This is a genomic window from Streptomyces sp. NPDC003034 (genome assembly GCF_053591375.1).
The window spans coordinates 37,634-58,729 of record NZ_JBSFTS010000018.1 but is presented as its reverse complement, the minus strand read 5'-3'; the positions used below and the strand labels follow the sequence as shown (position 1 = coordinate 58,729).

General features: G+C 73.4%; 17 protein-coding genes. 5 read left to right on the top strand and 12 right to left on the bottom strand.

Annotated features, from left to right (window positions below; all coding sequences use genetic code 11):
- Window positions 1-18 precede the first annotated feature (18 nt).
- Window positions 19-1,701: a phenylacetic acid degradation protein PaaN gene (gene paaN / locus ACWDX7_RS18980; RefSeq protein ID WP_451488845.1), complete on the bottom strand. Its 1,683-nt coding sequence runs from the start codon at window positions 1,699-1,701 to the stop codon at window positions 19-21.
- Between the two features lie 251 nt (window positions 1,702-1,952).
- On the opposite strand from paaN, the gene ACWDX7_RS18975 reads away from it, so the two are divergent.
- Together ACWDX7_RS18975 and ACWDX7_RS18970 are read left to right on the top strand one after the other, a co-directional pair.
- Window positions 1,953-3,545, top strand: a complete 1,593-nt coding sequence (locus ACWDX7_RS18975) for a 3-hydroxyacyl-CoA dehydrogenase (RefSeq protein WP_451488846.1) — start codon at window positions 1,953-1,955, stop codon at window positions 3,543-3,545.
- Window positions 3,542-4,132, top strand: a complete 591-nt coding sequence (locus tag ACWDX7_RS18970; RefSeq protein WP_451488847.1) for a TetR/AcrR family transcriptional regulator — start codon at window positions 3,542-3,544, stop codon at window positions 4,130-4,132. Before ACWDX7_RS18975 ends, ACWDX7_RS18970 begins: the two co-directional genes overlap by 4 nt.
- Before the next feature lie 119 nt (window positions 4,133-4,251).
- On the opposite strand, the gene ACWDX7_RS18965 is transcribed toward ACWDX7_RS18970, so the two are convergent.
- Entirely contained in the window at window positions 4,252-4,827 is a 576-nt protein-coding gene (locus ACWDX7_RS18965) for an Lrp/AsnC family transcriptional regulator (protein ID WP_451488848.1), read from the bottom strand.
- Between the two features lie 178 nt (window positions 4,828-5,005).
- Between ACWDX7_RS18965 and pdhA the strand changes: the two genes are divergently transcribed.
- From pdhA to ACWDX7_RS18950, 3 genes are read left to right on the top strand one after another with little or no spacing between them, the layout of a single operon-like run.
- Entirely contained in the window at window positions 5,006-6,142 is a 1,137-nt protein-coding gene (gene pdhA, locus ACWDX7_RS18960) for a pyruvate dehydrogenase (acetyl-transferring) E1 component subunit alpha (RefSeq protein WP_451488849.1), read from the top strand.
- A 38-nt stretch (window positions 6,143-6,180) separates the two neighbouring features.
- Window positions 6,181-7,149 carry an alpha-ketoacid dehydrogenase subunit beta gene (locus ACWDX7_RS18955; RefSeq protein WP_451488907.1) on the top strand — a complete coding sequence of 323 codons (969 nt, stop codon included), beginning with the start codon at window positions 6,181-6,183 and terminating at the stop codon, window positions 7,147-7,149.
- Window positions 7,149-8,588, top strand: a complete 1,440-nt coding sequence (locus ACWDX7_RS18950) for a dihydrolipoamide acetyltransferase family protein (protein WP_451488850.1) — start codon at window positions 7,149-7,151, stop codon at window positions 8,586-8,588. The genes ACWDX7_RS18955 and ACWDX7_RS18950 overlap by 1 nt, the downstream gene beginning before the upstream one ends.
- A 244-nt stretch (window positions 8,589-8,832) precedes the next feature.
- On the opposite strand, the gene ACWDX7_RS18945 is transcribed toward ACWDX7_RS18950, so the two are convergent.
- The 10 genes from ACWDX7_RS18945 to ACWDX7_RS18900 all read right to left on the bottom strand — a co-directional run bounded on the left by ACWDX7_RS18945 (window position 8,833) and on the right by ACWDX7_RS18900 (window position 20,955).
- Entirely contained in the window at window positions 8,833-9,810 is a 978-nt protein-coding gene (locus tag ACWDX7_RS18945) for an NAD(P)H-quinone oxidoreductase (RefSeq protein WP_451488851.1), read from the bottom strand.
- 40 nt (window positions 9,811-9,850) lie between these two features.
- Window positions 9,851-10,951 carry a potassium channel family protein gene (locus tag ACWDX7_RS18940; protein ID WP_451488852.1) on the bottom strand — a complete coding sequence of 367 codons (1,101 nt, stop codon included), beginning with the start codon at window positions 10,949-10,951 and terminating at the stop codon, window positions 9,851-9,853.
- Window positions 10,939-12,243, bottom strand: coding sequence for a molybdopterin molybdotransferase MoeA (locus ACWDX7_RS18935; protein ID WP_451488853.1), 1,305 nt, complete (start codon window positions 12,241-12,243; stop codon window positions 10,939-10,941). The genes ACWDX7_RS18940 and ACWDX7_RS18935 overlap by 13 nt, the downstream gene beginning before the upstream one ends.
- Entirely contained in the window at window positions 12,240-13,166 is a 927-nt protein-coding gene (locus ACWDX7_RS18930; RefSeq protein ID WP_451488854.1) for an NTP transferase domain-containing protein, read from the bottom strand. The genes ACWDX7_RS18935 and ACWDX7_RS18930 overlap by 4 nt, the downstream gene beginning before the upstream one ends.
- 203 nt (window positions 13,167-13,369) lie before the next feature.
- The gene (locus ACWDX7_RS18925; protein ID WP_451488855.1) at window positions 13,370-13,912 is read right to left on the bottom strand and encodes a bacterial proteasome activator family protein; all 543 of its coding nucleotides are present in this window, start codon (window positions 13,910-13,912) and stop codon (window positions 13,370-13,372) included.
- A gap of 98 nt (window positions 13,913-14,010) precedes the next feature.
- The gene (locus ACWDX7_RS18920) at window positions 14,011-16,869 is read right to left on the bottom strand and encodes an FtsX-like permease family protein (protein ID WP_451751077.1); all 2,859 of its coding nucleotides are present in this window, start codon (window positions 16,867-16,869) and stop codon (window positions 14,011-14,013) included.
- Entirely contained in the window at window positions 16,866-17,612 is a 747-nt protein-coding gene (locus ACWDX7_RS18915) for an ABC transporter ATP-binding protein (RefSeq protein WP_451488856.1), read from the bottom strand. Before ACWDX7_RS18915 ends, ACWDX7_RS18920 begins: the two co-directional genes overlap by 4 nt.
- 25 nt (window positions 17,613-17,637) lie before the next feature.
- Complete coding sequence (locus tag ACWDX7_RS18910) at window positions 17,638-18,348, bottom strand: PadR family transcriptional regulator (RefSeq protein WP_451488857.1); 711 nt, start codon at window positions 18,346-18,348, stop codon at window positions 17,638-17,640.
- Between the two features lie 97 nt (window positions 18,349-18,445).
- Window positions 18,446-19,153 carry a hypothetical protein gene (locus ACWDX7_RS18905; protein WP_451488858.1) on the bottom strand — a complete coding sequence of 236 codons (708 nt, stop codon included), beginning with the start codon at window positions 19,151-19,153 and terminating at the stop codon, window positions 18,446-18,448.
- A 131-nt stretch (window positions 19,154-19,284) separates the two neighbouring features.
- Window positions 19,285-20,955 (bottom strand): protein kinase domain-containing protein, encoded by a 1,671-nt coding sequence (locus tag ACWDX7_RS18900; protein WP_451488859.1) that lies wholly within the window; start codon window positions 20,953-20,955, stop codon window positions 19,285-19,287.
- Window positions 20,956-21,096 lie beyond the last annotated feature (141 nt).

Genomic DNA, 21,096 nt, shown 5'->3' with positions numbered 1-21,096 from the left:
GATGACCGGGCGGGGGGATCAGGCCTGGCGGCGGACCTCCACCACGCGGAAGCGGTTCGAGACGAAGGCTCCGTCGCACAGTGCCGCGTTCGCCGCCGGGTTGCCGCCCGAGCCGTGGAAGTCCGAGAACGCGGCCGTCTGGTTGACGTACACCCCGCCCGTCAGGTTCAGCGAGAGCTGCGCGGACTCCTCCAGGCAGACCTCCTCGATCGCCCGCTCGGTGTCCGCGGACGTCGTGTACGCGCCCACCGTCATCGCACCCTTCTCCCGCACCGTGCGCCGCAGCAGCTCCAGCCCGTCGGCCGTGGAGTCCACGGCCACCGCGAAGGAGACCGGCCCGAAGCACTCCGAGAGGTAGGCCGCGTCCTCGTCCGGCTTGGACGCGTCCAGCTTCACCATCACCGGCGTGCGGACCACGGCGTCCGGGAATTCGGGGTTCACCACCGTGCGGGAGGGCAGCGCGACCTCGCCCAGCCCGGCCGCCGCCTCCAGCCGGTCCTTGACCGCCGGGTTCACGAGCGCGCCCAGCAGCGCGTTGGCCCGGGCGTCATCGCCCAGCAGGCCGCCAACCGATGCCGCGAGGTCGGCGACGACCTCGTCGTACGTCTTGTGCCCGGCGTCCGTCGCGATGCCGTCCCGCGGGATCAGCAGGTTCTGCGGGGTGGTGCACATCTGGCCGCTGTACAGGGAGAGCGAGAAGGCCAGGTTGGACAGCATCCCCTTGTAGTCGTCGGTGGAGTCCACGACCACGGTGTTGACGCCGGCCTTCTCGGTGTAGACCTGGGCCTGGCGGGCGTTGGCCTCCAGCCAGTCACCGAACTCCGTCGAGCCGGTGTAGTCGATCAGCTTGATCTCCGGCCGCACCGCGAGGGACTTGGCGATGCCCTCCCCGGGCCGCTCCACCGCGAGCGCCACCAGGTTGGGGTCGAAGCCCGCCTCCGCGAGGACCTCCCGCGCGACCTGCACGGTCAGGGCGAGGGGCAGCACCGCCCGCGGGTGGGGCTTGACGAGCACCGGGTTGCCGGTGGCGAGGGAGGCGAAGAGGCCCGGGTAGCCGTTCCAGGTGGGGAAGGTGTTGCAGCCGATCACCAGGGCGATGCCGCGGGGCACCGCCGTGAAGCTCTTGCCGAGCTCCAGCGGGTCCCTCTTGCCCTGCGGCTTCGACCAGTCGGCCCGGCCCGGGACCCGGGTCTGCTCCTCGTACGCATACGCCACCGCCTCCAGGCCGCGGTCCTGCGCGTGGGGGCCGCCCGCCTGGAAGGCCATCATGAAGGCCTGGCCACTGGTGTGCATGACCGCGTGCGCGAACTCGTGCGTCCGCGCGCTGATCCGGGCCAGGATCTCGATGCAGACCAGGGCGCGCGCCTCGGGTCCGGCGTCCCGCCAGGCAGGCATGCCGGCCCGCATCGCGGGGAGCAGGACCTCCGGGTCCACATGCGGGTACTCGACGCCCAGCTCCGGGCCGTACGGGGACACCTCGCCGCCGGTCCAGCCGTCCGTGCCGGGCTGGCCCAGGTCGAGGCGGGTCCCGCGGACGGCTTCGAAGGCGGCGAGCCCGTCGGCCGGCGCGGTCTCCCCGTACGCCTTGGGGTGCTCGGGGTGCGGGGACCAGTAGGCGCGGCTGCGGATCGCCGTCAGCGCCTGGTCCAGGGTGGACCGGTGCTTCTCGGAAAGCTGGGGGACGGTGAGCTCGGCGGCCATCAGGGACCAACTCCTCGTTGAGCCGGGCGGGATCGCGCGGGATCGGAAGGCGGTTGAGGCAAGGCGGTTCAGGTAAGGCGGGTGGTTCAGGCAAGGCGGGCGGAGCGGCGGTGAGCAGTGCGGTGACGGGAGCGATACAGCGGGCCGTGCAGGGCTGGAAAGTACAGACTGGAGCTAGAGTAACCGAACGATCGGTCGGGACAAGAGGGCCCGGCAGGCCTGTGGATAACTCGGTGCGGGAGGATCAGGGCATGACAGCAATCGAGCGGTCCCGCACTGTGGCGGTCGTCGGCGCCGGCACCATGGGACAGGGCATCGCCCAGGTCGCCCTTCTCGCAGGTCACCGCGTGCTGCTCTACGACATCGACACCACGCTCGCCACCGACGGCGTCGCCCTGGTGCAGGACCGCGTCGAGCGGATGGCCGCCAAAGGCCGCCTCGATCGCGCCGCGGCGGAGCAGGCGATCGGCCGGATCGCGTCGGCCGCCGGTCAGGGGCTCGCGGGTCTCGCCGACGCCGCCCTCGTCATCGAGGCGGTGGTCGAGGACGCCGGCGTCAAGCGCACGCTCTTCGAGGCCCTCGAAGGGGTGGTTTCGCCGGACACACTGCTGGCCACCAACACCTCCTCCCTCTCCGTCACGGAGCTCGCCGACGGTCTCGCGCACCCCGGCCGCTTCCTCGGCCTGCACTTCTTCAACCCGGCCCCGCTGCTTCCGCTCGTCGAGGTGGTCAGCGGCTTCGCGACCGACCCGGCCGCCGCCGAGCTCGCGTACGCCACCGTCCGCGACTGGGGGAAGACGCCGGTCCGCTGCGCCGACACCCCCGGCTTCATCGTCAACCGGATCGCCCGCCCCTTCTACGCCGAGGCCTTCGCGGTGTACGAGGAACAGGGCGCCGACCCGGCCACCATCGACGCCGTGCTGCGCGAATGCGGCGGCTTCAAGATGGGCCCCTTCGCGCTGACGGACCTGATCGGCCAGGACGTCAACGAAGCCGTGAGCCGCTCCGTGTGGGAGTCCTTCTTCCGGAGCCCCAAGTTCACCCCCTCGCTGGCGCAGCGCCGGCTGGTCCAGTCGGGCCGCCTGGGCCGCAAGTCGGGGCAGGGCTGGTTCCCGTACGGACCGGACGCCGTACCGGAAGCGCCGCACACCGCCGCCCCCGAGGAGGCCCCGGCCAAGGTCACGGTCGTCGGCGACCTCGGGCCCGCCGCCGCACTGACCGAGCTGCTGGAGGAGGCCGGGATCGCGGTCACCACCACCGAGCACGGGGGCCCGTACATCCAGCTGCCCGGCGAGGGCCAGCTCGTCCTCGCCGACGGGAAGACCTCCATCGAGTTCTCGGACGTCGTCTACTTCGACCTCGCGCTCGACTACCGCGACGCCACCCGGATCGCGCTCTCCGCAAGTGCGGACACCAGCGAGCGGACCCTCGCCGAGGCCGTCGGACTCTTCCAGAAGCTCGGCAAGCGGGTCTCGGTCATCGGCGATGTCCCCGGCATGATCGTCGCCCGGACCGTCGCGATGCTGATCGACCTCACCGCCGACGCCGTCGCCCGGGGGGTCGCCTCGGCCGAGGACATCGACACGGCCATGCGGCTCGGCGTCAACTACCCGCTGGGCCCGTCCGAATGGCACGAGCGCCTCGGCCGGGACTGGGCCTACGACCTGCTGCACCACCTCGACGAGCGCTGTCCCGGCGGCCGGTACGCGCCCTCGCTCGCGCTGTTCAAGCTGGGCTACGCCGAGGACGCCCAGGACGAAAGCGAGGACGAAAGCCAGGACGACGCCGAGGACGCCCAGGACGCTGAAGCCGCTCAGGCCGCCGGGGCCGGGGAGACGGAATGACCACGGCCAAGCGGGACACCTACACCCCCGAGACCCTGCTGTCCGTCGCCGTCCAGGTCTTCAACGAGCGCGGCTACGACGGCACCTCCATGGAGCACCTCTCCAAGGCCGCGGGCATCTCGAAGTCCTCCATCTACCACCACGTCACGGGCAAGGAGGAGCTGCTGCGCCGGGCGGTCAGCCGCGCGCTCGACGCGCTGTTCGCCGTACTGGAGGAGCCCGGGGCCATACGCGGCCGGGCCGTCGAGCGCGTCGAGTACGTCACCCGGCGCACGGTGCAGGTGCTGGTCACCGAGCTGCCGTACGTGACGCTGCTGCTGCGCGTGCGGGGCAACACCCGGGCCGAGCGCTGGGCGCTGGAACGCCGCCGGGAGTTCGACCACCAGGTCGCGGACCTCCTCAAGGCCGCCGCGGCCGAGGGCGACCTGCGCGCGGACGTGGACATCCGCCTCGCCACCCGGCTCCTCTTCGGCATGGTGAACTCCCTGGTCGAGTGGTACCGCCCGCACCAGGGCACGGGCCACGACCAGCTCGCGGACGCGATCGTCCACATGGCCTTCGACGGCCTGCGGACCACCCACGACTGACCGCCCGCGACCGGCCACCCCGCGACTGACCGCCCGCGACCGGCCACCCCCGCGACTGAGCGCCCGCGACCGGCCACCCCCGCGACTGAGCGCCCGCGACCGGCCACCGCGCGACCGCGCTACTCCTCCCCCAGCGTGGGGCCGGCCGCCGGTGATCCCGGGCCCGGGCCCAGCAGGTCCGTCTCCTCGAACACCAGCAGGGTGCGCGTGGAGAGGACCTCCGGGATGGCCTGGAGCCGGGTCAGGACCAGTTCGCGCAGCGTCCGGTTGTCCGGTGTGTGGACCAGCAGCAGTACGTCGAAGTCTCCGCTGACCAGGGCGATGTGGGCGGCGCCCGGGAGGTCGCGGAGCTGTTCGCGGACCGTGCGCCAGGAGTTCTGGACGATCTTCAGGGTGATGTAGGCGGAGGCGCCCTGCCCGGCGCGCTCGTGGTTGACGCGGGCCGTGAAACCGCGGATCACCCCGTCGTCGATCAGCCGGTTGATCCGGGCGTAGGCGTTCGCCCGCGACACGTGCACCTGGTCCGCCACCGAGCGTATCGACGCCCGGCCGTCCGCCTGGAGCAGCCGCACGATCGAGCGGTCGACGGGGTCCAGCGGGCGCGGTGCCACCGGCGGGCCCGCCGGGGCGCTACCGCCGGTACCCGCTGGTGGGGCCGGTGGTGAACCGGCTCCGGCCATTTGTTCATCCGGCATGGCCCGATGCCTCCCTCTCCTGGACGTCCTGCACCCATCCCAGGGCTCCGGCGCCACTTTGTCCACAGCCTGGAGCGGCCTGTAGCCAAATTGCGCGGACAACCGAACAATCGGTAGGTGAGGCGCCTCACACCCGAGGCTGTCCCTGCCCGCTTCCCACGAGGAGGTGTACGCCGCCATGACGGTCCAAGAGCTGCCCGGTGCCGGTGCGTCCCACCGGTCCGTCCCGCCGCCCGCCTGGAGGCCCCGTACGGATCCCGGCCCGCTGCTCCCGGACCCCGAGCCCTACCGGGTGCTGGGCACGGCGGCGGCCGACCGGCTCGACCCCGCGCTGATGCGCCGCTGCTACGCCGAGCTCGTGCGCGGCCGCCGGTACAACGCGCAGGCCACCGCGCTGACCCGGCAGGGACGGCTCGCCGTCTACCCCTCCACCGTCGGCCAGGAGGCCTGCGAGATCGCGGCCGCGCTGGTCCTGGAGGAGCAGGACTGGCTGTTTCCGAGCTACCGCGACACCCTGGCGGCCGTGGCCCGCGGACTGGACCCCGTCCAGGCGCTGACCCTGCTGCGCGGCGACTGGCACACCGGCTACGACCCGCGCGAGCGCCGGATAGCCCCGCTGTGCACCCCCCTCGCCACCCAGCTGCCGCACGCGGTGGGGCTGGCGCACGCGGCCCGGCTGCGCGGCGACGACGTCGTGGCGCTCGCCATGGTCGGCGACGGCGGCACCAGCGAGGGAGACTTCCACGAGGCGCTGAACTTCGCCGCCGTCTGGCAGGCCCCGGTGGTCTTCCTCGTGCAGAACAACGGCTTCGCCATCTCCGTCCCGCTCGCGAAGCAGACCGCCGCCCCGTCCCTGGCCCACAAGGCCGTGGGGTACGGGATGCCCGGCCGGCTGGTCGACGGGAACGACGTCGCCGCCGTGCACGAGGTGCTGGCCGAGGCCGTCCGGCGGGCCCGCTCCGGCGGTGGTCCGACCCTGGTCGAGGCCGTCACGTATCGCATGGAGGCCCACACGAACGCCGATGACGCGACCCGCTACCGCGGTGACGCCGAGGTCGAGGCATGGAAGGCGCACGACCCGGTGGAGCTGCTGGAGCGCGAACTGACCGCACGCGGGATCCTCGATGAGGCGGGCGTCCAGGAGGCCAAGGACGCGGCCGAGGTGATGGCGGCGGACCTGCGCCGGGCGATGAACGCGGATCCGGTGCTGGACCCGATGGACCTCTTCGCGCACGTCTACGCGGAGCAGACGGACCAGCTGCGGCAGCAGGCACGGATGCTGCGCGCCGAGCTGGAAGCGGAGGAGCAGTCGTGACGACGGTGGCGGCGCGGCCGGCGGTGAAGCCCGCGACGATGGCGCAGGCCCTGAACCGGGCGATGCGGGACGCGATGGCGCAGGACCCGGCGGTCCACGTCATGGGCGAGGACGTCGGCACGCTCGGCGGTGTCTTCCGGATCACGGACGGGCTGGCGAAGGAGTTCGGCGAGGACCGCTGCACGGACACACCCCTCGCCGAGGCGGGCATCCTGGGCGCGGCGGTGGGCATGGCCATGTACGGGCTGCGGCCGGTGGTGGAGATGCAGTTCGACGCGTTCGCGTACCCGGCCTTCGAGCAGCTGATCTCGCACGTCGCGAAGATGCGGAACCGGACGCGGGGCGCGATGCCGCTGCCGATCACCATCCGGGTGCCGTACGGCGGCGGGATCGGCGGCGTCGAGCACCACAGCGACTCCTCCGAGGCGTACTACGTGGCGACGCCGGGCCTGACGGTGGTCACCCCGGCGACGGTGGAGGACGCTTACGGGCTGCTGCGCGCGTCGATCGCGAGCGACGACCCGGTGGTCTTCCTGGAGCCCAAGCGGCTGTACTGGTCGAAGGCCGACTGGTCGCCGGAAGCGCCCGCGGCGGTACCGGGGATCGGCAAGGCGCTGGTGCGGCGGGCGGGCACGAGCGCGACGCTGATCACCTACGGTCCTTCGCTGCCGGTGTGCCTGGAGGCGGCCGAGGCGGCGCGCGAGGAGGGCTGGGAGCTGGAGGTCCTGGACCTGCGTTCGCTGGTCCCCTTCGACGAGGAGACGGTCGTGGCGTCCGTACGCCGCACCGGGCGCGCGGTGGTGGTCCACGAGGCCGGCGGCTTCGGCGGGCCGGGCGCGGAGATCGTCGCCCGCGTCACCGAGCGGTGCTTCCACCACCTGGAGGCACCGGTGCTGCGGGTGACGGGCTTCGACATCCCGTACCCGCCGCCGATGCTGGAGAAGCACCACCTGCCCGGTGTGGACCGGATCCTGGACACCGTGGCCCGCCTGCAGTGGGAGAACTGATGCCGCAGGTCATGGAATTCAAGCTGCCGGACCTCGGCGAAGGCCTGACGGAGGCGGAGATCGTCCGCTGGCTGGTGGCCGTCGGGGACGTCGTCGCCGTGGACCAGCCGGTCGTCGAGGTCGAGACGGCCAAGGCGATGGTCGAGGTGCCGTGCCCGTACGGCGGCGTGGTCACCGCCCGATTCGGGGAGGAGGGCACGGAGCTGCCGGTGGGGGCGCCGCTGATCACGGTGGCGGTCGGTGCGCAGACCGCCGGTGCGCCGACGCCGGCCGCGGGTGCGCAGGCCGGGGGTGCGCAGAGCGCGGCGCGGCCGGGCGCGGAGCCGGAGTCCTCGGGTTCGGGCAACGTCCTGGTCGGCTACGGCACGGACCACTCCCGCCCGGCGCGGCGCAAGCGGATCCGGCCGGGGGCGGGCGAGCCCGCGGCTCCGGTGGCGGCCGCTGCGGTTCCGGTCGCGGCGTCGGTCACGGCTGCGGTTCCCGCCCGGGCTTCCGCTCCGGCTCCGGCCGCGGCTTCGGGCTCGCGTGCGGCCGTGGATCGGGCCGTCGCCGCCGCTCCCTCCGGGCCGGTGGCGGTGATCTCGCCGCTGGTGCGCAAACTGGCCCGGGACCACGGGCTGGACCTGCGCACGCTGCGCGGCTCGGGGCCCGAGGGGCTGATCCTGCGGGCGGACGTCGAAAGCGCGCTGCGCGCGCCGGAGCCCGAGCCCGCCGCGGCCGTCGCCCCTGTGGCCGCGACCGGTCCGCAGGCGGCCACGCGGATCCCCCTCAAGGGAGTGCGCGGGGCTGTCGCGGAGAAGCTGTCGCGCAGCCGGCGGGAGATCCCCGACGCCACCTGCTGGGTCGACGCGGACGCCACCGAGCTGATGGCGGCGCGGGCGGCGATGAACGCCGTGGACGGCCCGAAGATCTCGGTGCTGGCGCTGCTGGCCCGGATCTGCACGGCCGCGCTCGCCCGGTATCCCGAGCTCAACTCGACCGTGGACCTGGCGGCCAAGGAGATCGTCCGGCACCCGGCCGTGCACCTGGGCTTCGCCGCGCAGACCGAGCGGGGCCTGGTGGTTCCGGTGGTCCGCGACGCCGACCGCCGCAATCCTGAGTCCCTCGCGGCGGAGTTCGCCCGCCTCACCGAGCTGGGCCGGGCGGGCAAGCTGGCGCCGGCCGACCTCACGGGCGGGACCTTCACCCTGAACAACTACGGGGTGTTCGGGGTCGACGGCTCCACGCCGATCATCAACCACCCCGAGGCGGCGATGCTCGGAGTGGGCCGGATCGTGCCCAAGCCGTGGGTGCACAACGGCGAGCTCGCCGTCCGGCAGGTCGTGCAGCTGTCGCTGACCTTCGACCACCGGGTGTGCGACGGCGGCACCGCGGGCGGCTTCCTGCGGTACGTCGCGGACTGCGTGGAATCCCCGGCGGTGCTGCTGCGCAGCCTGTGACCGTGCGGTGCGGGCTGTGACTTGCGGTGCGGTGCGGTGCCGTCGCGCGGCGGCGCAGTCGGGTATGGCGGTGCCGTCGCGCGACGGCACCGCCCGCTGCGGTCGCGGGGTGCCGCTACCGCCAGCGCGGAAACCGCACCGCCACCCGCTCTCTTCTTCCCGCCTCCGACCTCCGGCCTCCGACCTCCCGACAGGATCCGGGGCCGGGGGCCGGGTGCCGGGGCCCAGCAGGCGCGCCGCGCCGTCAGACCGTGAGCAGCAGCTTGCCCACGTGACGGCCCGACTCCATCGCCCGGTGCGCCTCGGCCGCCTCCGCCAGCGGAAACGTCGCGTGCACCACCGGCCGGATCCGCCCCGCCGACACCAGGGGCCAGACGTGCTCCCGTACCGCCGCCACGATGGCCGCCTTCTCCTCCAGCGGCCGTGTTCGCAGCGAGGTCGCGGTGATCGCGGCCCGCTTGGCCAGCAGCGTGCCGAGGTTCAGTTCGGCCTTCACCCCGCCCTGCAGGCCGATCACGGCGAGCCGGCCGTTCACCGCCAGGGCGTCGACGTTCCGCGCGAGGTACTTCGCGCCGATGATGTCCAGGATCACGTCCGCGCCGGCTCCGTCCGTCGCGGCCCGCAGCTCCGTCACGAAGTCCTGCTCGCGGTAGTCGATCAGGATGTCCGCGCCCAGTTCCTTGCACCGCGCCAGCTTCTCCGGCCCGCCGGCCGTGACCGCCACCGTCGCGCCCACGGCCTTCGCCAGCTGGATCGCCATCGTCCCGATGCCGCTGGAGCCGCCGTGCACGAGCAGCGTTTCACCGGGGCGCAGCCCGGCCACCATGAACACGTTCGACCACACCGTCGAGACCACCTCGGGGAGCGCGGCGGCCGTCACCAGGTCCACGCCCGCGGGGACCGGCAGCAGCTGGCCCGCCGGGACGGCGACCTTCTGCGCGTACCCGCCGCCCGCCAGCAGCGCGCACACCTCGTCACCCACCGACCAGCCGGAGACCCCCTGCCCGATCGCCGAGATCCGCCCCGAACACTCCAGGCCCGGATAGCGCGGGGCGCCGGGCGGGGGGTCGTAGAAGCCCTGGCGCTGCAAAAGGTCCGCCCGGTTCACGCCGCCCGCCGCCACCTCGACGAGGACCTCGCCCTCACCGGCCACCGGATCGGGTACGTCGGTCCAGACGAGGGCCTCGGGGCCGCCGGGCTGTTCGATGGTGATCGCATGCATGGCCCGGAGGGTACGCGAACGAGCCGCAGCGGCCCAGTACCTACTCCACCGGACCCAGCGTCACCTGCGGTGGCATGGGCGGAGCCGCCCGTACGATGGTGATGAGACGGTCCGTCAGCTGCAACGGGCTCGCGTGCGGGTCGTCGTACGGGAGCAGCCGGTGTCCGCGCAGCACACTCACCACCAGGTCGTGGGTGTCCCGTACCGACTTGCCCGCTTCCGCCTTGTTGACGGGCCGTTCGATGAGGTCGAGGCCGCTGCCCTGCTGGATCAGGTCCTCCATGACGGTTCCCGCGCTCGGGCTGAGGACGGAAAGCCCCAGCAGCCGCCCGGCCGCGCTCGCGCTGGTGATGACCGCGTCCGCGCCCGACTGGCGCAGCAGGGGCGCGTTCTCCTCCTCGCGCACGGCCGCGACGATCTTCGCGCCCCGGTTGAGCTGTCGCGCCGTCAGTGCCACCAGGACCGCCGTGTCGTCCCGCTGGGTGGCGATGACGATCTGGCGGGCCTTCTGCAGCTCGGCGCGCAGCAGTACGTCGGAGCGGGTGGCGTCCCCCACCACACCGGTGAAACCCTCCGAGTTCGCCGTGTCGATCACCTTGGAGCTCGGGTCGACGATGACGACCTGCTCCTTCCGCAGACCGGTGGCCAGCAGCGTCTGGAGGGCGGAGCGGCCCTTCGTGCCGAATCCGATGATGATCGTGTGATCGCGCAAGTTCTTCCTCCAGCGGCTCAGCCGCCATTCTTCCCGCGTCCGCTCCGTCAGGACTTCCAGGGTGGTGCCGACCAGAATGATCAGGAACAGCACGCGCAGCGGCGTGATCAGCAGTACGTTCATCAGCCGCGCGCCGTCGCTGTGCGGGACGATGTCGCCGTAGCCCGTCGTGGACAAGGTCACGGTCGCGTAGTAGACGGAGTCGAGGAAGTCGACGCTGCCGTTGGCATTGTCGTGGTAGCCCTCGCGGTCCGTCCACACGATGAGGACGGTCAGGCACAGCACCAGCAGGGCCATCAGCAGGCGCCTGCTGACCTGGCGCAGCGGCTTCTCGATGACGCGCTTGGGCAGTTTGATCCGCCGGCCGACGAGTTTCTCGTCGGCCTCCCGGGCCATGGCGTCCTGGCCGTGAAGTTTCACGTGAAACATCCTCCCGAAGCCCACGGCAGATCGAGGATTTCCAGTTCCTGCCCGGCCCGGGCGCCGTTCGGCGGTACGACGGCCAGCGCGTCGGCGGCCGCCACGCCGCGCAGCATCGCCGGGCCGTTGTAGCGCAGCGGCGCCGCGTGCTCGCCGGTCAGCAGGACCGGGACCAGCCGCGTGTCGTGCGGGTGGCCCGGTACGTCGCCCTGGACCACAGCCGTGTACCGGGGGCGCCGACGGCGGCCGGCGAGGGCCCGCAGCAGCGGCTCGGCGAGGGTCAGCAGCCCGGAGACGGCGGCCAGCGGGTTGCCGGGCAGGCCCACCACGTACGGGCCGTGGCCGCGTTCGCCGACGCGGGCCAGCAGCATCGGGTGGCCGGGGCGGACCGCGACCCCGTCGATCAGCAGCTCGGCGCCGGCCCGGCGCAGGACCGGATGCACGTGGTCGACGGGTCCGCCCGCGGTGCCGCCCGTGGTGATGACCACGTCCGCGGTGGAAGTGGTGACGGCCTCCAGCAGCGCCTCGGCGCCGGCCGGGTCGTCACCGAGCCGCCGGGTGCCGGTGACCTCGGCGCCGAGCCGCACCAGCCAGGGGGTGAGCATGGGGCCGAGGGCGTCGCGGATCAGCCCGTCGTGCGGGAGGCCTTCGGTGAGCAGCTCGTCGCCGAGCACCAGGATCTCGACGCGGGGCCGGGGACGGGTGGTCAGCTCGTCGTACCCGGCGGCCGCGGCCAGGCCCAGCACGGCGGGGGTGACCAGGGAGCCGGCGGGCAGCAGCAGGTCGCCGGAGCGGCACTCCTGGCCTCGGGGGCGGATGTCCTGGCCGGTCAGGACGGGACGGTCGGCGTACAGCTGGGTGCCGGCCTCGCGGCTGTGCTCGCTGCGGATCACGGCGGTGGTGTCGGCGGGGATCCGGGCGCCGGTGGCGATCCGTACGGCCTCGCCGTCCGCGAGCGGCTCCGGCCGGTCGGAGCCCGCCAGGACGCCTCCACCGGTGCGGACGGTCCAGGGGCCGGGCCCGGCGACGGCCCAGCCGTCCATGGCGGAGGTGTCGAAGGACGGCAGGTCGGTGAGGGCTTCCAGGGGCGCGGCCAGCACCTCGCCGAGGGAGTCGGCGAGGGCCACCCGGTGGGTACGGGCCTGTGCGGCGGCTCCGGCGTGGACGGCGGCGTCCCGGGCCCGAGGCCAGTCGGCCACGCGGTGGCCGCCGGCGTCCGGGGTGCGGCTGACGAGGGCCAGCGCCTCGTCGAGGGCCTGCTCCGCGGCGGTGGCGGGCGGGGTGGGGGTGGAGGGGGTCATCCGGAGCCGTTCTGTTCGTGATCGGCGCTGCCTGGACCGGAGCTGGCCACCCCTGCGCTGCCCGAAGCGGCGCTGCCCGCATCCGCCTCCGCCTCGGCGGCCCAGCGCAGCGCCAGGTCGGCGGCCCTGCGGGAGGCTTCGGCGACGGCCCGGGCGGGGTCGGCGCCGGTGGCCGCCGCGTGGGCGGCCGCGTAGCCGACCAGGAAGGTGGTCAGGGGGGCGGCGGGCCGGGCGACGCCGTGGGCGGCGTCACGGGCGAGGTCGAGCAGGGTCTTGGTGTCGACGGTGAGGTCGATGCCGAGCTCGGTCTTGACGGCGGTGATCCATTGGTCCAGCACGGTTCCATGCTCTCTGATCCGGATGCGGGCGGCGGCGAGATCGTCCCAGGTGTCGCAGTCGAAGGAGGCGAGTGGCGCAGTATCCGTCACTTCGGCCAGGGCGAGTCCGGCGGTGAGGGCCCGCAGCGGCAGTCCGGCGAGCCCGCCGTGCTCGGCGGCGAGCAGGGCGATCTCGCGGCGCAGGGGCTCGGCCCGGTAGGCGGCGACGAGCGGCTGGGCCCGCCCGTCCGCGTCCCGCAGCAGGGCGCCCTCACCGCCCTCGGCCCGCGCCAGCAGGGTCCGTACGGTGTCGCGGTCCAGGAACGGCAGGTCCGCGGAGAGTACGAGGACCAGCTCGGCGGTGCTCTGCCGCAGCCCGGCATCCAGCGCGGCCAGGGGGCCGCCGCCGGGCGGGTCCTCGCGGGTCCAGCGCACCGGCCGCGCGGTGGCCCGGCGGCCGCCGACCACGACGGTGGCCAGGGCGTCCGCGCAGGCGTCCAGGACCCGGTCCAGGAGGGTCCGGCCGCCCACGTGCAGTCCGGGCTTGTCCGCGCCGCCCAGTCGCCTCGCGGCGCCGCCGGCCAGGACGATCGCGTCGTAGCTCATCCCCTGAGTATGGGCTGCTCATGTCCCCGTGGGGAGCCCCGCTCGTCCCTCTCCGCGCCCACCGACAGGACGCCGCGGGGCGGGCTCCGGGCCGGGGGTGAAAACGGTCCGGCGCCCGGCGCCGATGCGCCGGGCGCCGGAGCCCACGGCTTGCCGGGACTCCCACGAAGACGGGGCCCAGCGGTACGGCCCGGCCGTACGCCCTAGAGGTACGGGCCCGAGCGGATCGCGCCGTGCCCGCCGTCCTCGTCATCGTCGTCGTGGTGGGAGCCGGGCGGGAGCGCGCGGCGCATCTGTTCCAGCTGGGCCCGCGCCGCCATCTGCTGCGCGAACAGGGCCGTCTGGATGCCGTGGAAGAGCCCTTCGAGCCAGCCCACCAACTGGGCCTGCGCGATGCGCAGTTCGGCTTCGGAAGGAATCGCCTCCTCGGTGAAGGGCAGGGAGAGCCGCTCCAGTTCCTCGACCAGCTCCGGTGCGAGCCCGTCTTCGAGCTCCTTCACCGACGCCGCGTGGATGTCCTTGAGCCGGACCCTGCTGGCCTCGTCGAGAGGAGCGGCACGTACCTCTTCCAGGAGTTGCTTGATCATGCTGCCGATCCGCATGACCTTGGCGGGTTGTTCGACCATCTCCGTCACCGGGACCTCGCGCGACTCGTCATCGGCGCCGCCGACCGCCTTCCCGTCCTGTCCCAGAATCAGGACGTTCGGGGGGCTTTCCTGCGACCGTTCACTCCTCGGCATCTCCATGCCGCCATTCTCTCGCACACCTCCGTCCTCACTCGGTGTGCCCCCGTACAGGCGTGATCCACCCTGTACGGGGGCACCGCGACGGTATGGGCGGCCGGCTAGCCCGCCGCCCGCCGTGCCAGCGCGCCGCTGGAGCGGGTGACCAGCGCGGCCAGCAGCGCCGCGCCCAGCGGCACCACGATCAGCAGCCCGGCGAGGGTCTCCCAGGGCACCACGATGGGCACGTACGGCACGTTCGTCGCCTCGTAGCCCCGGTCGACGCCGGCCTGGTAGAGCCGTTCCAACTCCCGCCGCTGGGCGAGCCGCAGACCGACCGCGGGCAGCATTCCGGCCGCCGAGCCCAGGATCACGCCCATCAGGGCGACCACCCCGCACTGGAAGCCGCTGAGCATGCGCCGCACCCGCGGCGGGGCGCCGACCGCGGCCAGGGTCTTCAGGTCGGCCTCGGCGTCGGCCTGGGCGAGTCCGGTGGCGATGCCCGCCGCTCCGATGGTGACCAGGCCCGCGAAGACGGTGAGGGCGAGCAGGGCCAGGTCGTTGCTGCCCTGGTACCCGGCCTCGATGCGGACGTACGCGTCCGCGCCCATCCGGTCGAGCTCGCCGTCCAGCCCCTGCCGCTGTTCGGTCGTGGCCGATCCGTCGAGGGCGAAGTAGGAACCGGACGGCGCGGTGGCCAGTCCGGCCGCCTTGGCGGCCCCGGCCGGCAGGACCAGCCGAAGGCCCCAGCCCTCGGCGTTGTCGGGGGCCTGGTGCACGGCGAACACCTTGTCCTCGCCGGGCGGGTCCTGCTGGCGCATGGCGGCGGTGCCGGCGGCCTCCACGTCGGTGATGACGCGGAGCGTGACCTTGCCGTCCTGGACGTTGCGCTTGTCGAAGGAGACCGGCTTGCCCGCCTTGAGAGCGGCGACGGTGCCCGGGTCGGTGACGGCCAGCGTCGTGAACAGCTTCTCGTCGGCGACCACGATGCCGTGCTGGGCGCCGTACCGGTCCTGCTCGCAACGCCAGTCCCGGCGCAGTTCCTTCGCCTGCGCCTCGGTGAAGGAGCCGGGGCCGTTCTCGGCCTCGAAGAGCGGGCAGCGTTGTTCCTTGGGCGTGATGATCTCGACCCGGCCGCAGCCGGTGTCCGAGGAGCGCTCGTCGCAGACGGGCTTGCCGACGACCAGCCGGTCCACGTCGGCCCGCACGGCGAGCGGGAGTTGCTTCGCGAGGACTTCGCGCAGGGCCGGCAGCTCCTTGTAGGCGCCGTCCTCGGCATTGAGCACCCCGGTGCCGTGCGGGAGGTCGGCCACGTACTCGTGTCGGCTCTGGAGGTCGCTGCTGTGCTCGTACGTGGCCACCGCGACGGTGCCGGCGACGGCGGCCAGTACGGCGGCCACGGCGGGCGCCGTACGCCCGCGGTTGCGCACGGCGTCGCGCAGCGCGAGCCGCGGCGACAGCGGCAGCCAGCGCCCGAGGCGCCCGAACAGGCCGACCAGCATCGGGGTGAGGGCGACGATGCCGAGCTCGGCGATGGCGCTGCCGCCCGCGACGATGGTGGAGCCCATTGCCGACGCCGTGCCGTAGAGCGCGATCGCGGCGCCGACGCAGACGGCGACCAGCCCGACCAGGGGCAGGACCCGGTTGGAGTGGCGGACCCCGCGGCGGCCGGTCAGCGAGGCGAGCACGGTCTGGCGCGAGGCGGTGACGGCCGGCACGATCGCCGCCAGCAGGCCGGTCAGTACGGCGAGCAGCGCGATGCCGAGCAGCTCCAGGGGGCGGAAGTCCAGGTGGCCGAAGCGGTTGCCGAGCTGGTTCTCCAGCACCGGCCGCAGTCCGATGGTGAGGGCGACGCCGACGGCGGTGCCGCAGACGGCGGCCGCGGCGCCGATGACCAGGCCGCCGGAGAGCACGATGGACCGGATGTGGCGGCGGTCGCCGCCGTTGGAGCCGACCAGGCCGAGCTGGCGGCGCGAGCGCCGGGCGCCCACGGCGAAGGCGGGGCCGGCCAGCAGGCAGATCTCCAGCATGGCGAGGCCCACGACGGTGGCCACTATGGCCATTTCGATGGCCGTGTTGCTGCCGCTGTACTCGAACTGCCTCTTGTCTTCCTGCTGGTAGAGCGGCACATCGGCGTCGGCGGGCGGGTCGAGGGTGACGGCGCGGGAGGTGACGAGCACGCCCTTGGTGTTGGCCTCCTTGACCATGTTCCACGTGAAACCATCGCCGCCGACCTTCACCAGGTACGCGTCACGGGCACCTACCCCGCGGGCTTCGGCGGCCTGCAAGGCCTGGTCGAGCGGTGCGAGCAGGGTCCCGGGCGGGGCGAGGATCTCCGGCTTCTTGAGCTCGGAGGGCAGCTCGTACGCGCCCACGATCTTGTACGAGGAGGCCGAGTGGCGCGGAGTGACCGAAGAACCGACGAAGAAGCCGGAGTGCTCCAGGAAGGCGGTGGTGGCGATGACCTCGCCCGCCGCCTGCGGCAGCCGGCCGCGGTCGAGGGTGAGCAGGCCCGCCACCAGCGGACTGTTGGTGTCCAGTTCGCGCAGATCGGTGTCCAGCAGCCCGTGGGTGGTGCGCACCTTGGCGTTGCCGAAGCTGTCCTTGACGGACTGGGCGCCGGCCGGGACGGCCGACAGGAGCACCTGCGGGCTCTCGTCCTTCGGCCCCTTGGAGGGGGTGTGGGCGTCGTAGCCGCCGACCGGTGCGTAGCTGGCGCCGGACGGCTGCTGGTAGATGGGCAAGCCCATGCCAGAGAGGCTCAACTCGGCGTCGGCGGTGCCGAGCTTGCGCGCCAGCGTCTGCTCGGCGGACAGTTCGGCGCTGCGCAGCGTGAGATCGGCGGCGCTCACGCCGACGATGGGCAGGGCGATCATCGCGAGGACGAGGGCGCTGCGGCCCTTGGCCCGCCAGGCGTCGCGGCGGGCGATCCGGACCGCCGCGACCCAGGAGTGGTACCAGCCTTGGAGCGAGGAGGTCACTGGCCGGCCGCCTGCCCCGAGAGCAGGGAGTCGGCGCCGCTGCGCAGCGTCTCATCCACCACGCTGCCGTCGCGCAGGAAGACCACACGGTCCGCCCAGGCGGCGAAACGCGGCTCGTGCGTCACGAGGACCCCGGCCGCGCCCGCGTCGCAGCGGGAGCGCAGCAGGGCGAGGACGGACTCGCCGGTCTCGGAGTCGAGGGCGCCCGTGGGTTCGTCGGCGAGCACCAGGCGGCGGTCGCCGACGAGGGCGCGGGCGATGGCCACGCGTTGCTGCTGGCCGCCGGACATCTCGTCGGGGAAGCGGTCGGCGAGCTGCCCGAGGCCCATCTCCTCCAGCGCGGCGAGCGCGCTGGCGCGGGCCTTGCGGGCGGAGGTGCCGTCGAGTTCGCGGGGCAGGGCCACGTTCTCCGCGGCGGTGAGGGCCGGGATCAGGTTGTAGTCCTGGAAGACGTACCCGATGCTGCGCCGGCGCAGGGCCGCCAGCTCCTTGCGGCTCGCCGCGGTGATGTCGGTTCCCTCCACGATCACCCGTCCGCTGGTGGGGGTGTCGAGTCCGCCGGCGAGGGTGAGCAGCGTGGACTTGCCGGAGCCGGAGGGGCCCATGACGGCGACGAGTTCGCCGGGGAAGACGGAGAGGTCGATGCCGCGCAGGGCGTGTACCTCGGTGGCGCCGCTGCCGTGTGTGCGGACGAGCTGGTCCAATTGCAGTACGGGCCGCTCGGGCTGGTGCTGGTCGGGCATGAAGGGTCCCCCCTGGAACGGTGGTTCAGCCCCGCCGCGAGCGGGCGGTACGGGGCCGGGTGTCGGAGATCGGGGCCGGGGCCGGAGCCGGGCCGGCGGCCGGGCCGGGGGCCGCTGTCGCGGCCGGGCCGGCGTCGGCTCGGGTTTCGGCGGCCTGGGACGGCTCGGGCGGTACGGCTTGCCGCTCGGCCGGCAGGGAGAGCCGCACGAGCCGGGCTTCGCAGTGGTCGAGCCAGCGGGCCTCGGCCTCGGTCTGGAAGATCAGCTGCTCCAGGACCAGGAGCCAGGCCACGTCGTCGCGTTCGCGGGACTGTCCGCTCTCGACCGCGTTGAGCGCCTGGGCCTTGAGCCGGGTGTAGTCCTGCATGGCGCGGATGGTGGCGTGCCGCTGGGACTGGATGACGGCGCGGATGTCCACGCCGGGGGCGCCCACGGCCATGGCGAGCTTGATGGCCAGCTCGTCACGGGGAGGGTGGGCGCGGTCCACGGGGCGCTCGTACCAGCCGCGCAGTTCGGCGCGTCCCGTGTCGGTGATGGCGTAGAGGGTGTGCCCGGCGGCGTCCTCGCCGCCGGGGGCGACGAGGCCGTCGCGCTCCAGGCGGGCCAGTGTGGTGTACACCTGCCCGACGTTGAGCGGCCAGGTGGAGCCGGTGCGGGATTCGAATTCGGTGCGCAACTGGGAGCCGTACCGAGGACCCCGTTCCAGCAGGGCGAGAAGGCCGTGACGGATCGACATACTGAGTATGTATACCGAGTATGCCCCCTACCCACAACCCTCCTGGCCTGGCCTCCATGCGGCGGAGCGGGCTTTCGGATCGGGCCGGCGTTGAGAGCTAGAGGCCCCTGCGCAGGCGCATGCCGAGGTAGCCGAGGCCCACGCCCATCAGGGCGAAGCCGGTGCCCAGGGGGAGTATGTGCGCCGCCAGGTCGGCGGCCCGGTCGTTGGGCTCCGTACCGATCGCGGTGACCGTGCCGGGCGGCGGGCTCGGCGTGGCGGCGGATGCCGTGGCGGCGGGTGGCGTGGCGGCGGGTGGCGTCGCGAGGGGTGGCGGGGTGGCGGGCGGCGGTGCGGCGGGCTCGGTGCGCGGGCGCACCGGCAGGGGCCGGGCTGCGGTCACCATCTCCTGGTTCGCCGGCGCGGCCGCGGGCCGTCCGGGCCGCTCCCGCCCGACCCCGGCCGCGCTGCCGGCGAGCCGGTCCTCGACCTCTCGCGGCAGTTCCCCGGCCGCCTCCGGCAGGTGTTCGACGGCCGGTGGCGCGGGGGCCGCGGGCGCGGCAGCGGCGGCGGCAGCGGCGGCGGCAGCGGCGGCGTGGGCGAGGCGGGTGCCGAGGGGTGACACCGCGTACGCCGGGGCCGCCACCGTCAACGCGGCGGCGACCGGGGCCGTGGCCGTCAGCGCGGCGCAGACCAGGGCGGCGCAGGCCAAGGCGGCGGAGGAGGCCGGGGCCGCGGCGGCCGGGGCGGCGCGGAACAGCCGGCGGGGCGGGCGGGGCGGGCGGGGCGAGCGGGGCGGGCGGGGCGGGCGGAAGCCTTGGTTCACGAGAGCCTCTCCCGTCCCGAGCGACCGAGATGTCTCGCTCAGATTTACATGACGGGATAAAAGCGGCATCCCGGGCGCCCCATCGGGGTGCCCGCCTTTGAATCAGGGTCCTTCTTTTGACGCAGACACCGTCAGGACGGATTGCCCGTCGACACGGTCAGCGTGTACTCCGTGCCCTCTTTGTCGATCTTGGCGTCCGGCGCCGGGTTCTGCTCCAGCACGGTGTCCTGGCCGTAGACCGCCTCGTCCTTCCACACGATGTCGTACTTGCCGCCCGAGGCCTGGATGCAGGCCTTCACGGAGAGCAGGTTCTTGTAGCGCAGGTCCGGCGCCACGTACTTGCCCGCGTCGCTGTGGTGCTTCCTCGGCTCCTTGCACTTGGCCGGGTCGATCGTGCGCGAGGTGTCCGGCCCCTTGTGACCGGCCTGGGCCGAACCGGACGCGGAGGCGCCCGGCGACGCCGTACCGCCCTTGCCCTCGTCCTTGCCCTTGTTGTCGTCGTTCATCGAGAGCGCCGCGATGAGTCCGCCGATGGCGATCAGCGCCACCGCGATCGCGCCCGCGACCACCGGCATGTTCCGCTTGGAGCCGGCTCCGCCCGCGCCCGGTCCGCTGTGCGTGGTGGACGTCGGCGACATCGTGTACGGCGGCGGGGTCTGCGGCGCGTACTGCTGCGGCGGAGGCGTGTGCGGGGCGTGCTGCTGCGGCGGGTAGGCGTAGCCGCCCTGCGCGTGCGACTGCGGCGCGGGCGTCGGCGCGTACGGGGAGGGCGTCGGGGTGTGCGGCGCCTGGTAGGGCTGCTGCAGCGAATGCGGCGGCGGTGACTGGAAGCCGGAGTCCACGGGCGGGAAGACGGCCGACCCGACGCCCGCGCCGCTGCTCACCGGTCCCTGGCCCTGCACGATGACCGGCGCCCCGGCCTGGCCGGCCGACAGCACCCGCAGCACCTCGTCGCGCATGGCCGCGGCCGTGGGGAAGCGCTCGTTCGGGTTCTTTCGCAGGGCGCGCAGCACCAGCGCGTCCATCGCCGGGGTCACCGACCGGTTGATGGTGGACGGAGCGACCGGCTCCTCCTGTACGTGCGCGTACGCGATCGCCAGCGGCGAGTCGGCGTCGAAGGGGATCCGGCCCGCCAGCAGCTGGAAGAGCATGATGCCGACCGAGTACAGGTCCGAGCGGGCGTCGACCCCGCGCCCCAGCGCCTGTTCGGGCGACAGGTACTGGGGGGTGCCGACGACCATGCCGGTCTGCGTCATCGAGGTGACCCCCGACTGCATGGCCCGGGCGATGCCGAAGTCCATCACCTTGACCACGCCGCGCTTGGTCATCATGACGTTGCCGGGCTTGATGTCGCGGTGGACCAGGCCCATCTCGTGGCTGGTCTCCAGGGCGGCCAGCACGTCGGCCGTCACCTTCAGCGCCTTGTCGGCCGGCATCGCCCCGTGCTGGGTGATGTCCGCCTGGAGCACGGAGCCGAGCGGCTGTCCCTCCACGTACTCCATGACGATGTACGGCATGACCGCGCCGGCGAGCTCGCCCTCGCCCGTATCGAATACCGAGACGATGTTCGTGTGCGACAGTTTGGCTACAGCCTGCGCCTCGCGGCGGAACCGCTCCCGGAAGGACTGCTCGCGGCCGAGTTCGCTGTGCAGCGTCTTGATGGCGACCTGCCGGTCGAGCGCCGAGTCGTACGCCAGGTAGACGGACGCCATGCCGCCCTCACCCAGCAAGTCCCTTAGCTGGTAACGGCCACCGGCCAGAGAGCCGCCCGCGTACTGGCCCTGAGTGCCGTCCTGGCTCATGACTGTTGCTTCCCCTCGGGATGTGTCCCTACGCCTCTGGCTGAGCGCATGTGGCGCCCAGTCTGCCGGAGGGCAAGCACACGTCAAGCCAGGTGCCCTTTCCGTAACCACGGGGCCACCGGCTGCTGCGCTCCGAACGGT

Coding starts and splice junctions, on each gene's coding strand:
- paaN (WP_451488845.1), bottom strand. CDS start 1,701: ATGGCCGCCGAGCTCACCGTCCCCCAGCTTTCCGAGAAGCACCGGTCC.
- ACWDX7_RS18975 (WP_451488846.1), top strand. CDS start 1,953: ATGACAGCAATCGAGCGGTCCCGCACTGTGGCGGTCGTCGGCGCCGGC.
- ACWDX7_RS18970 (WP_451488847.1), top strand. CDS start 3,542: ATGACCACGGCCAAGCGGGACACCTACACCCCCGAGACCCTGCTGTCC.
- ACWDX7_RS18965 (WP_451488848.1), bottom strand. CDS start 4,827: ATGCCGGATGAACAAATGGCCGGAGCCGGTTCACCACCGGCCCCACCA.
- pdhA (WP_451488849.1), top strand. CDS start 5,006: ATGACGGTCCAAGAGCTGCCCGGTGCCGGTGCGTCCCACCGGTCCGTC.
- ACWDX7_RS18955 (WP_451488907.1), top strand. CDS start 6,181: ATGGCGCAGGCCCTGAACCGGGCGATGCGGGACGCGATGGCGCAGGAC.
- ACWDX7_RS18950 (WP_451488850.1), top strand. CDS start 7,149: ATGCCGCAGGTCATGGAATTCAAGCTGCCGGACCTCGGCGAAGGCCTG.
- ACWDX7_RS18945 (WP_451488851.1), bottom strand. CDS start 9,810: ATGCATGCGATCACCATCGAACAGCCCGGCGGCCCCGAGGCCCTCGTC.
- ACWDX7_RS18940 (WP_451488852.1), bottom strand. CDS start 10,951: ATGTTTCACGTGAAACTTCACGGCCAGGACGCCATGGCCCGGGAGGCC.
- ACWDX7_RS18935 (WP_451488853.1), bottom strand. CDS start 12,243: ATGACCCCCTCCACCCCCACCCCGCCCGCCACCGCCGCGGAGCAGGCC.
- ACWDX7_RS18930 (WP_451488854.1), bottom strand. CDS start 13,166: ATGAGCTACGACGCGATCGTCCTGGCCGGCGGCGCCGCGAGGCGACTG.
- ACWDX7_RS18925 (WP_451488855.1), bottom strand. CDS start 13,912: ATGGAGATGCCGAGGAGTGAACGGTCGCAGGAAAGCCCCCCGAACGTC.
- ACWDX7_RS18915 (WP_451488856.1), bottom strand. CDS start 17,612: ATGCCCGACCAGCACCAGCCCGAGCGGCCCGTACTGCAATTGGACCAG.
- ACWDX7_RS18910 (WP_451488857.1), bottom strand. CDS start 18,348: ATGTCGATCCGTCACGGCCTTCTCGCCCTGCTGGAACGGGGTCCTCGG.
- ACWDX7_RS18900 (WP_451488859.1), bottom strand. CDS start 20,955: ATGAGCCAGGACGGCACTCAGGGCCAGTACGCGGGCGGCTCTCTGGCC.